12 protein-coding genes are annotated in these 13,142 nt (G+C 68.2%); 5 read left to right on the forward strand and 7 right to left on the reverse strand.

Annotation, left to right across the window (positions count from 1 at the left end; genetic code table 11):
* The first annotated feature begins 51 nt into the window (after positions 1-51).
* Genes H6717_12970 through H6717_12980 form a run of 3 tightly spaced genes read left to right on the forward strand, consistent with a single transcriptional unit; the run spans position 52 to position 4,159 of the window.
* Positions 52-1,020: a substrate-binding domain-containing protein gene (locus H6717_12970; GenBank protein MCB9577927.1), complete on the forward strand. Its 969-nt coding sequence runs from the start codon at positions 52-54 to the stop codon at positions 1,018-1,020.
* On the forward strand, positions 1,017-2,534 hold the full coding sequence (locus tag H6717_12975; protein MCB9577928.1) for a fucose isomerase: 1,518 nt from the start codon (positions 1,017-1,019) through the stop codon (positions 2,532-2,534). Before H6717_12970 ends, H6717_12975 begins: the two co-directional genes overlap by 4 nt.
* Entirely contained in the window at positions 2,531-4,159 is a 1,629-nt protein-coding gene (locus H6717_12980; protein MCB9577929.1) for an FGGY-family carbohydrate kinase, read from the forward strand. The genes H6717_12975 and H6717_12980 overlap by 4 nt, the downstream gene beginning before the upstream one ends.
* A 4-nt stretch (positions 4,160-4,163) precedes the next feature.
* On the opposite strand, the gene H6717_12985 is transcribed toward H6717_12980, so the two are convergent.
* On the reverse strand, positions 4,164-4,727 hold the full coding sequence (locus H6717_12985; GenBank protein ID MCB9577930.1) for a hypothetical protein: 564 nt from the start codon (positions 4,725-4,727) through the stop codon (positions 4,164-4,166).
* A 36-nt stretch (positions 4,728-4,763) separates the two neighbouring features.
* Here H6717_12985 and aac(3)-IV point away from each other — a divergent pair, with 36 nt between their 5' ends.
* Positions 4,764-5,522 (forward strand): AAC(3)-VI family aminoglycoside N-acetyltransferase, encoded by a 759-nt coding sequence (gene aac(3)-IV, locus H6717_12990; protein ID MCB9577931.1) that lies wholly within the window; start codon positions 4,764-4,766, stop codon positions 5,520-5,522.
* A 2-nt stretch (positions 5,523-5,524) separates the two neighbouring features.
* A complete protein-coding gene (locus H6717_12995) occupies positions 5,525-7,414 on the forward strand; it encodes a hypothetical protein (protein MCB9577932.1) in 1,890 nt (629 codons plus the stop codon).
* 161 nt (positions 7,415-7,575) lie between these two features.
* On the opposite strand, the gene H6717_13000 is transcribed toward H6717_12995, so the two are convergent.
* From H6717_13000 to H6717_13025, 6 genes are all read right to left on the reverse strand, one after another.
* A complete protein-coding gene (locus H6717_13000; GenBank protein ID MCB9577933.1) occupies positions 7,576-8,184 on the reverse strand; it encodes a hypothetical protein in 609 nt (202 codons plus the stop codon).
* Entirely contained in the window at positions 8,181-8,621 is a 441-nt protein-coding gene (locus tag H6717_13005; protein MCB9577934.1) for a hypothetical protein, read from the reverse strand. Before H6717_13005 ends, H6717_13000 begins: the two co-directional genes overlap by 4 nt.
* Positions 8,622-8,704: 83 nt before the next feature.
* Positions 8,705-9,649 (reverse strand): ABC transporter permease, encoded by a 945-nt coding sequence (locus H6717_13010; GenBank protein MCB9577935.1) that lies wholly within the window; start codon positions 9,647-9,649, stop codon positions 8,705-8,707.
* The gene (locus H6717_13015; protein ID MCB9577936.1) at positions 9,646-11,127 is read right to left on the reverse strand and encodes a sugar ABC transporter ATP-binding protein; all 1,482 of its coding nucleotides are present in this window, start codon (positions 11,125-11,127) and stop codon (positions 9,646-9,648) included. The genes H6717_13010 and H6717_13015 overlap by 4 nt, the downstream gene beginning before the upstream one ends.
* A 4-nt stretch (positions 11,128-11,131) precedes the next feature.
* Positions 11,132-12,124, reverse strand: a complete 993-nt coding sequence (locus H6717_13020) for a substrate-binding domain-containing protein (GenBank protein MCB9577937.1) — start codon at positions 12,122-12,124, stop codon at positions 11,132-11,134.
* A gap of 19 nt (positions 12,125-12,143) precedes the next feature.
* Positions 12,144-13,139, reverse strand: coding sequence for a GTP-binding protein (locus H6717_13025; GenBank protein MCB9577938.1), 996 nt, complete (start codon positions 13,137-13,139; stop codon positions 12,144-12,146).
* Between the last annotated feature and the right edge of the window lie 3 nt (positions 13,140-13,142).

Consider the following 13,142-nt stretch of genomic DNA (forward strand, 5'->3'; position numbering starts at 1 on the left):
CGGCGGACCAACAATAATTCCATGAAGCGGGCGGTGCGCTATGCTCGCGCCATGCTCGCGGGGCGAAAGCTCGGGGTCGTCTGCGTGGCGCTTTGCGCCCTTTCCGGCTGCAAGGACAAGAGCGCGCCGCCGCCGGGGGAAGACTCGCCGAAGAAGAGCTCGGCGATCGTGATCGGCATGAGCCAGTGCAACCTGGGGGAGCCCTGGCGCGTGCAGATGAACGCGGACATCGAGAGGGCGGCCAAGGCGCACCCGAGCGTGCGGCTGGTGATGAAGGACGCGCAGAACGACTCCCTGCGACAGCGCGCGCAGGTGGAGGAGCTCGCGGCGGAGCACGTAGACGTGCTCATCATCTCGCCGAAGGAAGCAGCGCCGCTGACCAAGCCGGTGGCACGGGTGTTCGACAGCGGCATTCCAGTGATCGTGCTGGACCGGGCCGTGTTGGGGGACGCCTACACGACCTTCATCGGCGCGGACAACGTGAAGATCGGCCGCGCCGCCGGGGAGTGGGTGCGGAAAACGCTGAACGGCACCGGCAAGATCGTCGAGCTCGAGGGGCTGATGACCTCCACCCCGGGACAGGATCGCCACAAGGGCTTTCTCGCAGGCCTCGAGCGCGAGAAGAACCCGGGGCTCGAGATCGTGTTCACGGCGGACATGGCATGGCTCGAGCCCAACGCCCGCAAGGAAATGGACTCCGCCCTGTCCACGCAGAAGAAGATCGATCTGGTGTACGCCCACAACGATCCTGGAGCCCACGGCGCCTATCTGGCGGCCAAGGCCGCGGGGCGCGAGAAAGAGATGCGCTTCGTGGGCATCGACGCCTTGCCCCACGAGGGCGTGCGCTACGTGCGCGAAGGCATCTTGGATGCGACGTTCCAGTATCCTACGGGTGGAGCGGAGGCCATCGACGTCGCGTTGAAGCTGGTTCGGGGTGAAAAGGTCGCGAAGAAGATCGTGCTCGGTACTCGGCGCACCACCAAAGAGAGCGTGGCGCGCGGAGGGGAGGAGCTGAAATGAACAAGAAAGTCTGCGTGTATTGGCCCGGCGATGGTCGGGCGAAGCCCAATGAGCTGGCCATCCCGAGCATCGAGGCTGCCACGGTGCAGCTGGAGGCAGCACTGAAGAAGCTCGGCCGCACGCCCTATCGCGTGCCGGGCTTCATCGACAAGCCGCACCAGGCGATCGAAAAGCTCTCGCCGGTGGACGATCCCATCGTCGGCGTGTTCGTGCACTGGGTGTACGGACCCAACACTACGGACGGCGTGGTCGGCAAGGACAATCCCCTGCTCATGGCCAGCAACTTCAGCGGCCAGTGGCCGGGCCTCGTCGGGCTGCTCAACACCGGTGCCTGCCTCGAGAGCCTGGGGCGCAAGCATTCTCGCATCTGGACCGACGCTCCGGACTGGACGAAGGACGCCACGTTCATGGAACGGCTGGACGAGTGGCTGTCCAGCGGGGCCATCGCCTACGCCACGGACGGCATCCAGCGCTCCGCCGTGGTGAGCACAGAGGCGCGAACGCGAGCATTGCGCGTGCTCTCCGGCATGAAGCAGCGCCGGCCGCTGATCTTGATGCTGGGAGACACCTCCATGGGCATGATCAACGGCTACTTTGGACCCCGGCTCCTTTCGCCCCACGGTTTCGCCGAGCACAAGATCGATCAGGCGTGGATCATCGATCGTGGGCGCGGCATCAGCGAACGGCGCATCGCCGACGCTCTCGCCTTCGTCAAGGATCGTGGGCTCGTCTTTCACTGGGGCGAGGGGGATGCGAAGGACTTCGACGAGCACAGCAGCAAGGAGCAGCTCCGGGACTATCTCGTGGTCAAGGATCTGGTCGAGGAGTACGGCGCAGACTGCATCGGCTGGCAGTACCAGCTGGGGCTCATCCCACTGCGTCCGCCCTCGGATCTGGCGGAAGGCCTGTTCAACAGCGCGTGCCGGCCGGAATCCAACGGCGACACCATCGCCTGCGCCACCGAGGCGGACCAGGGGAACGTGGTGCCCATGGAGATGCTCAAGCGGCTGCTGAAGGACAAGGGCCTGCACCAAGCCGTGATGTTCCACGACGTGCGCTGGGGCGCCGAGCACGACGGCCGCTTCTTGTGGGTGCTGTTGAACTCCGGATCCTGCGGCGCCTACGCCTTCAACCACGATCCCGAGACCTTGATGGGCGCCCACAGCTACCGTCAGCCGGCGCTCTACTTCCCCACCCCCGGCGGCACCTTCGCCGGCGAGAGCTTGCCCGGCGCCATCACCTGGGCCCGCGCCTACATCAGCGGCGGACGCCTGTGGATGGACGTGGGCAAGGGCGAGGTCGTGAAGCTGCCACCGGAGAAGCGTGATGCGTGGTGGGAGGGCACCACGCGGCAGTGGCCGTTCATGGCCGCGGATCTCGGTGTGGGGCGCGACACGCTCATGGCCCACTACCAATCCAATCACGTTGCCGTGGCCTACGGTGACGTGTTCGGCGAGATGGTCGCGCTGAGCCAGGAGCTCGGGTTCTCGGTGCGCACCCTCGGGGTCGCATGACCCAGGCGGCGCTCGGGATAGACGTGGGCACCGGCAGCGTGCGCGCCGGGCTCTTCGACCTGAAGGGCCGGCGCCTGGGCGTGGGTGTGGAAGAGATCCAGATCTGGCGACCACGAGAGGACTTCGTCGAGCAATCGTCGGACGACATCTGGCGCGCGGCCGGGCGCGCCGTCCGCACCGCTCTAGCGGAAGCCGGCATCGAGGCGAAGGACGTGGTGGGCATCGGTTTCGACGCCACCTGCTCCCTCGTGCTGCTCGACGCCGAAGACCGCCCGGTCAGCGTGAGCCCCAGCGGCAAGGCCGAGCAGAACGTGATCGTGTGGATGGATCACCGCGCCATCGCCGAAGCCGAGGCCATCAACGCCACGGGCCACGAGGTGCTCGACTACGTGGGCGGCGTCATCTCTCCGGAGATGCAAATGCCCAAGCTCGCGTGGCTCAAGAAGCACCTCCCGGAGAGCTTCCGCCGCGCTGCACGCTTCTTGGACCTTCCTGATTTTTTGGTCTACCGCGCCACCGGCGAGGACGTCCGCTCGCTGTGCACCACGGTCTGCAAGTGGACCTACCTGGGGCAGGACGGAGGGCGCTGGTCGGACGATTTCTTCGCCCAGATCGGCCTCGCAGACCTCGCCGAGAGCGAGCACGCGCGCATCGGCCGGCGCGTGCGGCCCATGGGCGAGCGCGCCGGGGCGCTCACCGCGGCGGCTGCGGAAGAGCTCGGCCTTGCCCCCGGCACGCCGGTGGGCGTCAGCATCATCGATGCCCACGCCGGCGGCCTCGGCCTGATCGGCATTCCGCTCGACGGCAAGGCACCCACGGAAGACGAGCTCGAGCGCCGCCTGGCACTGATTGGCGGAACTTCCAGCTGCCACATGGCGGTGAGCAAGGCGCCGCGCTTCGTGCCGGGTGTGTGGGGCCCCTACTTCTCGGCCATGGTACCCGGCATGTGGCTCACCGAGGGAGGACAGTCGGCGACCGGCGCCCTCATCGACCACGTGATCTTCTCTCACGCCCGCGGGGCCGAGCTCCGCCAGCGCGCGGAAGCGGAGGGCACCAGCGTGTACGCGCTCTTGAACGACGTCCTCGACGGCATGCCGGCCCCCTTCCCCGCCGCCCTCACGGCGGAGCTCCACGTGCTGCCGGACTTCCACGGCAATCGCTCACCCCGAGCGGATCCGACCCTCAAGGGCATGGTGAGCGGCCTGAGGCTCACGGACAGCGTGGAGAGTCTGGCGCTCCTGTACCTGGCGACGATCCAAGCCATCGCCCACGGCACCCGCCATATCCTCGCGGCCCTGGAAACCGAGGGCTATCGCATCGAAACGCTGTTCGCCTGCGGCGGCGACAGCAAGAACCCGGTGTTCGTGCGCGAGCACGCCGACGTGACGGGACGCCCCATCGCGCTGCCTCGGGAGCCCGAAGCCGTGCTGGTGGGCTCGGCGATCCTCGGCGCGGTCGCCGCCGGCGCGCACCCGTCAGTAGTGGCGGCGATGGGCGCCATGACCGCGCCGGGCAGCACCATTGCGCCCACGGCGGGAGAGGTCGCCCGCTACCACGACAAGAAGCACCGCGTGTTCCTCGCGCTGTGGGAGCACCAGCTCGCCTACCGCGCGATGATGCAGTGACGCGTCACTCGTCGGCTTTGGGTTTGTCGTCCGCCGTCGGGACGAGCTCGGCAAGCTCGTCGTCCTCGGTCCCGACGGCGTCGAGCATCTGCTTGCCGAACGCTTCGAGGGCGTCCTGACCGCCGAAGGCGGCGGCGACCTTGCCCTGCATCGCCGCCAGCGCCGCGCTGTCGCCGCTGGCCAGCGCTTGCATCATCTCGTTGATGGTGTCGCCGCCCAAAGCGCCCATCACTTGTCCCATCATGTTCGCGAGGTCGGGCGCCGCTTGTGGACCCGCGCTCGCTATCGGCGCCCACTCCCCCGCCTCGCCGATCTCTTCGATCACGCCCTCGTAGGTTCGAGCGCGCGGCTTGGCCACGTCGGGGACCAAGAACACCCCGCGGGGATCGTCGTGCGGGTCCAGCGCGTCGCCGAGGAGCTGAACCAACGCCGCCCCGATGTCTTCCGGCTCGGCGCCGAAGCGTTGTTGCGTGCGAATGAGCACGCCGTCCTCGAGCGTCTCGACGACGAGCTCGGACGGCAGGGGCAGATCGCGACCTTTGAGCAAAGCGAGTGCGTCGATGGCCATGGATCGTTCGTAGCACGGCTAGGTTAGGCTGCCTGCGTGACGCTATCGGAAGAGCTCCTCGCGCTCGGCGTCGCGCCGGGCGGCGTGCTCCTCGCGCACATCTCGTTTCGTGCCGTGCGGCCCGTGGAAAATGGGCCAACGGGCCTTGTCTCCGCGCTCCGCGAAGCCCTCGGTCCCGACGGCACGCTGGTGATGCCGTCTTGGGGCGCTGACGACGACACGCCGTTCGATCCCAGGAGCACCCCCGCCGCGCCGGATCTGGGCGTGACGGCCGACGTCTTCTGGCGCCTCCCCGGTGTGCGCCGCAGCAACCACGCCTTCGCCTTCGCCGCCGCGGGTCCGGCCGCCGAGGCGATCCTGCGCGACGGCTTGCCGCTGCCGCCCCACGTTCCCGCGAGCCCCGTGGGCCGTGTGCACGACCACGACGGCCAGGTGTTACTGCTCGGGCCGGGGCACGACGCGAACACCACGCTGCACCTCGCCGAGCTCATCGCGAAGGTGCCCTACGGCGTTCCGCACCACTGCACCGTGCTCGATGGCGGCGTGGCGAAACGCATCGACTACTTGGAGAACGATCACTGCTGCGAGCGCTTCGCGCTGGCGGACGACTGGCTCCGCGCCGCGAGCCTGCAACGCGAGGGGCGCCTTGGCAGCGCCACCGCACGCCTGATGCGCTCGCGGGACGTGGTGCGCGTGGCGCTCGAAGCGCTCGCGGCCGATTCCATGGTATTTTTGCATCCTGCCGCCGCCGGCTGCGAGGAGTGCGACAGAGCGCGACAGAGCGCGAGGGAGTGAGCATGGCTGCCAAGAAGACGCCGACGAAGAAGAAACCCGCACCCAAGAAGGCGCCCAGCAAACGGAAGAAGGTGCCTGCGAAGGAGCCACCCAAGGACAAGCCCGCACCCGCCAAGGCGCCGCCCAAGAAGAAGCCCGCACCCGCCAAGGCGCCGCCCAAGAAGAAGCCCGTGCCCGCCAAGGCTCCTCGCAAGAAGGCCGCCAAGGCGGACTTCTCGCGGCTCCGGACCTACTCGGAGAACGCCAAGTACGTCCCCCGCTTGGTGCGCGCTCTCACGGGCGGTCCGGAGGAGCGCGCGGACGCCTTCAAAGCCCTGTCCTCCGAGCTGTTCGACACCAACAAGTGGTTCTCTGCCAGCCCCGCGGCGGCCGAGCTCTTGCTGAGCGCACTGGCCAGCGGAGACGAGGGCGGCGAGCTCGCAGGGCGCTTGCTCGCCGACGTGGTCGCCGGAGGCAGCGCCGACGCCGTGGGCAGCGGACGCTTTCGCGCGGCACCGGACGCGCGCCTCGGCGCCAGCACTCGACGCGTCGTTTCCGAAGCCCCCGATCTCGTCCTCGCTGCCCTGTCGAGCGAACGGACGGAGGTGGCGGCCGCCGCGGCGTTGGTGCTGCCCTACGTTCCCGAGGCGCTCGAGGCCGCCACTGCCGACGAATCCCTGCTTTCGCCCCGGGCCGCCCGGGCGAGCTACCTGTTCGCGCGCTGCCTCGCCGATGCCGACAGCGCGAGCGTGGTGCGCGGCCTGAAGCTCGATGCGCTGGAACGCGCGGCCGTGGCCCTCGCGGAGATGTTCACCGCCGGTACGGTCCCCGAAGCGGATCTCGGTCCTCTGTTCGATGCCCAGAGCTTCGACCGATTCCCGTGGTTCAACGGCCATCTGCTGCAGCCGCTGGCGCAACGCTTCGGAGACGCGCCGGCCGCGACGAAGCTCGCGCTCGTGCGGGCCGTTTCCGCGCCGCTCCAACAAACAAATGCTGAGCGCCTCGAGAGGGCTGCGGAGAGCCTGATTCGGCTAGGCGGATTCCGGGACGACTTCGAGCAGAGCGAGGTCGTGCTGGTAGAGCGCCTGAGCCCACTCCAGCGCGCGTGCGCCGAGCTCTTGGCCCGACGCGACGGCATTCGGCTTTCGGCAGGCAACTGGGGCATCCCGGAGTCGGGGCGAGACCGACGTCGCTGGCTGGGCATCGATCCACCGGGCCCGCTGGAGAAGATCGTTTCCTACGGCAAGGCGAAGCTGCCGCTGTGGAAGGCGTGGCGGGAAGAGATCGCGAACGGCGATCGCCAACTGCCGAAGTTCGTCGAGGCCGCGCTCACTCCGCTCGAGCTCGCCGAAGCGCTCAGCGAGGTTTCCCTCAACGGCTACGGGATCTCCGACGTGGACGCCACCGAAGAAGAGCTCTTCGCGTTGGGCAAGCGCATTGGCAAGGCCGGTGTCGAGTGGGCCATTTCGCACGCTCGGGCGCTCGCGACAATCTGGGAAGGTGGCGGCCCCGAAGCCACCGTGATGGGCGCCAGCGACGCCCAGGAGTACGTCATCAGCGGCATCCTCGTGGCCAGCGGTCACCCCTGGACGCCGGAGCTTCGCCCCTTTGCTCCCGTCTCCCCACCGGAGATCGCTCGCGAGGTGCTCCCGCACCTGCCGACCGATCTCCGCGAAGACGTCGTTTACCAGAAGTCGGCCCACTACTTCCGCAACCCACACGACGATCGCTGCATCGGGCGCCTCATGCCGCTCATCGATCTGGTGCCGTCCGAGCGGCTGCTCGCTCCGCTGCGCGAGCGGCTGGCGCATCCACGCGTGCGCGAGGGCCTGCGCCCCGACAAAGGCGCGGCGCCCACGCCGACCGGCGCGCAGCTGGCGGACGCCTACCTCGAACGCCTCGCCCAGCTCTGACCGGAGCTCACGGCGAGGCGCTAGCGGCGTTCGTGACGGGATTCGCGCCGCAGCGACAGGATCGTAGCCCTCATGTTGGCCCGCCGCGGAACCTCCGCATGCGGGCGTTCACGATATCGTCGCGCGGCGTTCCGCGAGTCGTACGGAAAGGTGATCTCGACTCAGTCTTCCTCGTCGACGTCCGTGCCCGTGAGGCGTCCTTCCGCGTATTCCGCCTTCACGTCGCCTCGCTCCCAGTCGCGGATGCCGGCGAAGCACTCGCGTGAGAAGGGCTTGGCCTTCGATTTGTCGAGCCGCTTCAACGCCGCGTCGATCACGCCGACCTCCGCGTCCCCTGCGCTCTGCCAATCGACGTAGATCAGAGAAACCGCGTTCTCGGGGCCCTCCAGAGCCGCAGCGATGTCGTAAGCGTCGAGCGCCGCGGGGTCCTCGAGCAGCAGCAGACCTCCGAGGAGCTCGCCCGCTGCCTTCACCAGGGTGACGTCGTGGTTGAAGATCTCGTTCTCTTGGTCGGGGTCGGCTGCCGTGTAATCCCGCAAGTGAGCGCGAATGGCGTCCACTCGCGCGGGGTTCGGCTCGACGCCCCTTTCGGCGCGCGCCCAAAGCATGTCGAGGCCCTCCGAGAGCAGTGGCAGCCGTTGGAGCTCCTCCCGCGCCGCGGCGTGGCGGCGCGCTTCGTCGATGCACCGTTGAACGCAGAACGCCACGTAGCCCACGCGGCATTCGTACGGCAGTCGTTCGATGATGCGCTCCCGGTCCTTGTACTTCATGGTTCCGATCTCGTCGCGCGGCGGCGCGCCGCGGCGGCGAGAGCAAACGCTGCGGCCAGCAGCACGCCGAGCGGCGAGGCGTCCGCGTCACGACCGGTCGCGGTGCAAGCGCAGGCGTGACTCTGCGGCGTGGGCGCGGGTTGCTCCGTGGGGTTGGCCGCGGGCGGCGGCGGGGCCGCGGCAGCGTTCGTCGCTTCCGGTTTGGCCGGCGGCGCTGCGCTGGGGGCGGCGCTCGAGCTCGGCGCAAGCGTCGGGTCTTCGTCCGGCGGGGGGTCGGACTCGGAGTAGTGCGTCCCGTCTTTCACGCAGTGATGCCCCTCGTGATACTCGTCGTGGTAGCCCTCCTCGCACTTCGGCGGCGGGCCGACGTCCGCCTGGGCGGTGAGCGGAGCAACGAGGAGCGCACAGAGGAGCAGAGCAGGAGTGAGTCGGCGCATGGCTGGGCAGCATATCCGTTCTGGCACTGCCGTGCAGCGCTGCCCGCCCGCGACGGGGTTCGCGCCGAACCAACATTCAAACGCTAACGGGAGCTGCGGCGACGGAGGCGGTCGATGGCGACCGCCAGCACGATGATGGCGCCGGTGAGGATTTCCTGGACCCAGTTGGGCAAGCCGACGTGCGTGGAACCGGTCTTTATGGTCGTCATCAACAGAGCACCCACGAGGGCGCCGGCGATGGATCCTTGACCACCCGCGAGGGAGCCGCCGCCGATCACGACGGCGGCGATCACTTCCAGCTCGAGACCGATGGAGTCCGTGGGATCCCCCACGGTGAGCGTCGAGAACTCCATCAACCCGGCGAGACCGGCGAGGGCACCCGCGAGGGCGTACACCCAGATGGTGACTCGAGGCACGCGAATGCCGCACAAGCGCGCCGTTTCTTCGTTGGAGCCGATGGCGACGACGTGGCGACCGAACACCGTGTAGCGCAGCATGCCGGCGAACAAGAGGGCGGTGACCGCCGCGACCCACACCCCCGCGGGGGGCAGCCACACGGAGCTCGTGGGTGCCATCAGGGTGTCGAGGCCGGCGGACTGCACGTCGATCTTCTGCTCGTTGGCGATACCCTTGGCGGCGCCGCGCAACGCGCTCATGGTGCCCAACGTCACGATGAACGGCGTGATGCCGAGCTTCGCCACCAACGTGCCGTTGACGACGCCCGCGACGGTAGCCAGGGCGACCCCCGCGGCGACGGCGACGAGGGGGGAAGCGCCGCCGGCGAGGACCTTGGCGACCACTACCGTGGTGAGCGCCACCAGAGAGCCGACGGAAAGGTCGATACCGCCTGCGACGATCACGTAAGTCATGCCCACGCTGGCGATGGCCACGACCACCGTCTGACGCAGCATGGTGGCGAGGTTTTCCGGGCGCGCGAAGGTATCCGGGCTGGCGACGGCGAACAGCGCGTACACCAGGACGAGCGCCACCAGAGGTCCGAACCACGGTCGACGCAGGAGATCCTTCATACGCCCGTCGCCTCCGCGAGCAGACTCTCCTCCGAGAGCTCCGCCACCGGTCGCGCGGGCCCCAGCTGGCCGCGGTGCATGACGGCAACGCGATCGCAGAGCTCGAGTAGCTCCGGCAGAGCGCTACTCACCAGGAGCACGGCCTTGCCGCGCGCGGCAAGCTCTTCGATCAGACCGTGGACTTGAGCGCGGGCGTTCACGTCGATGCCGCGAGTGGGCTCGTCCAGCAAGAGCACGTCCACGTCGTGGTGGAGCAAGCGTGCGATGGCGACCTTCTGCTGATTGCCGCCGGACAGCTCACCGACGGCTTGGCCAACGTCCGAAAGCACGATGCCGAGCTCCTTGGCCCAGCGCTCTGCAGCGCTGCGCTGGGCAGCGGGGGACAGGAGCCCACGCCGGCGAAACGGCGTGAGCTTGGAAAGGGTGAGGTTTTCGGCCACCGAGAGCGCGGTAGCGAGGCCTTCGTTCTTGCGATCCTCACTGAGCATGCCGACGCCTTGCCGCAGGCGCTGTGCGGGGCCCGCGCTGCCTCTGGTCCCGCCCACGGTGATGCGACCCGAACGGACGGGGTCGAGGCCGAACAGCGCGCGCAGGAGCTCCGTGCGCCCCGAGCCCACCAGCCCGGCGATTCCGAGGATCTCGCCGCGCCGAAGCTCGAAGCTCGCGCCGCGGGGCAACGCCGCCCCCGAAAGCTCGTGCACCGAGAGCACGACGTCCCCGGGCCTTCGCTCGCTCCGGCGCGCGCGCTTCTCCACCGCGCGGCCCGCCATCTGGGCGACCCAGGTGTCGTTGTCCGAGTCCTCCACGCGCCCCCCGGCCACCGTGCGGCCATCTCGAAGCACGGTGAAGTCATCGGCGAGTCGCCGCACCTCGTCCAAGAAGTGCGAGATGTAGAGGATGGTGAGCCCTTGTTCCGCCAGGCGGCGCAGGGCGGAGAACAACCGCTCGACGTCGTCTCCGGTGAGGCTGCTGGTGGGCTCGTCCAGGATCAAGAGCTTGGCGTCGGGAAGCGCCAGGGCCCGAGCGATCTCCACCAGCTGCTGCGCCGCCAAGGGCAGCTCGCCGACCAACGCGTCCGCGGCGATGGCGCGACCACCGCTCAGAGGCTTAAGGACGGCCTCCACCCGTTGGCGAGCGCGGCTCAGGTCGATGAGCGGACCGCGCGTTGGCTCCATGCCGAGGAGCACGTTCTCCGCCACGGTGAGGTGGGGACAGACCGAAAGCTCCTGGTACACGATGGCGACGCCGCGTTCACGAGCCTGTTGTGGGCTCGACGGCGCGTAGGGCTTTCCGGAGAGCTGCATGCTGCCGGCGTCGGGCAGCAGGGCCCCGGCCAGGATCTTCATCAGAGTGCTCTTGCCCGCGCCGTTTTCACCGAGGACGGCGTGAACGCGCCCCGGCTCTGCCTCGAGGCTCACTCCGGCGAGAGCCCGCGTGGAGCCAAAGGCCCTTTCGACACCCGAAAGGACGATCCCCATCGGGCTATTTCCCGAGCCACTTTTCGAGGTCTGGCTTCAACAGGCGCACGATCTCGGGCTTGTCCATGTTGGCCTTGTCGACCAGCGTGGCGCCCGTGTCGATGCGCTCGGCGACCTTCTGTCCCTTCTTGTGCTCCACCAGCGTCTTCACCGCGGTGTAGCCCATCTTGAAAGGATCCTGCAGCACGAGACCATCGATGGATCCCGACTTCACGCCGGCCACCAGCTTGTCCGACGCGTCGAAGCCGATGAAATGGATCTTGCCGGTCAGCTTCGCCTTCTGGAGGGCGAGCAGCATGCCGAAGGTCGTGGACTCGTTGGGGCAGAAGACGCCGTCCACACCGCCGCTCTCGGCGTTGCGCGCCAAGAGCAGGCTCTCGCTCGCGGAAAACGCCGTCTCCGTGGTGGCACCGCCGTATTGATTGTCGCTCACCACCTCGAGCCCGGGGTGCTTCTTCACCGCTTCCAAGAAGCCCTCTTCGCGCTCGTGGGTGCTCGCAGAGCCTTCTTGATAGCGGAGCACCACCACCTTGCCCTTGTCGCCCAGGAGCTTTGCCATGCGCTCACCGGCGAGACCGCCGGCGGCGCGGTTGTCCGTGGCCACGAAGCTCACCGGACTTCCTCCGGACAGCGCGGAGTCGAAGATCACGACGGGGATCTTGGCGTTCTGAGCGCCCTTCACCGACGCGACCAAGGCCTTGTCGTTCAAGGGGGCGAGCACGATGCCGCCCACGCCTTGGGCCGTGAAGGTCTGCACCAGATCGATCTGGCTCTTGAGGTCGTCTTCCTTCAGGGGCCCCTTCCAGATCACTTCCACGTCGAGCTCTTTGGCGGCCTTCTCGGCGCCGGCATGAACGGCCTTCCAATATTCGTGGGTGGTGCCTTTGGGGATCACCGCGATGCGCAGCTTGCCGGTGTCGTGCGATTCCTTCTTGCAGGCGACCACCAAGAGCAGGGTGATGAGCCAGATCCCGAGCCACTTTTTGCCCCTACACATCGCGGGCAGGATACACCGGTCAGCGTCTCGGCCGGGGGAATCGGCTGCGGATCCACTCGATGGCCCCCAAAAGGGGCGATCTCACGGCGGAGTCGGCCAGCGTCGAGCGGAGCGTCGCCGAAAGCTCGCTCGGGTCCATGGCGCCCTCCTCACCGATGAGCACGATCACGCTTTCTCTCGCCTCGCCCTCGCGCCACGGCTCCCCAAGAGAGAGCCGCGCGCGGCGACCCACGACCTGGAGCACGGCACGGGCTTCGGGCTTGTCGGCCAGCTGCACGAAGCCCTTGGCGCGATACACCGTGGGAGGCAGCTCGGTGAACACGGTCCGCAGCTTGTCCAACGCGAGAGGCGCTGACTCGCGAAAGGTGAACGTAGAAAAGCCGTGGGGCGCGTGGGGCGCGGCTTCGTCCGCGTCGCCGGCCGCACGCCCGATACCGAGCACGACCTCGAGCGGAACTTCGGCGTAAGACGCAGGGACGATGCGGGCGTGAGGCACCCAGCGAGCGAGCTCTGCGAAGAGCCGCTCGCGTTCTGCCGCGGTCACCAGATCGACCTTGTTGACGACCACGAGATCCGCGAGGGCCATCTGTTCCCGGGCCAGCACGTGGTGCGGCTCGCCTTCCGCTGGGAAGTGCTCGGCATCTACCACCGCAACGACTCCGTCCAGGTGCAGGGGCCAGCTCTTTTCCATCAGCGCGAAGGTGCGCAGCACCGCGCCGGGCTCGGCGATTCCGCTCATCTCCACCACGACGCGATCCGGCGGCTCGGGCAGCTTCAGGAGCTCTTGCACGCTGTTCATCAGGTCGTCGCGGATGGTGCAGCAGATGCAGCCGTTTTCGAGGGTCACCCGCGTGGCACTCGATTCCACGATCAGCGACGCGTCGATGTTAACGTCGCCGAAGTCGTTCACCATCACGGCGATCCGCTCGCCGTGATCTTCTTTCAAGATCCGGTTGAGCAGCGTGGTCTTGCCGGAGCCGAGAAAGCCGGAAAGCAGCGTGAACGGGACCGACACGGG

It is taken from the genome of Polyangiaceae bacterium (genome assembly GCA_020633235.1).
Lineage (GTDB): Bacteria > Myxococcota_A > Polyangia > Polyangiales > Polyangiaceae > JACKEA01.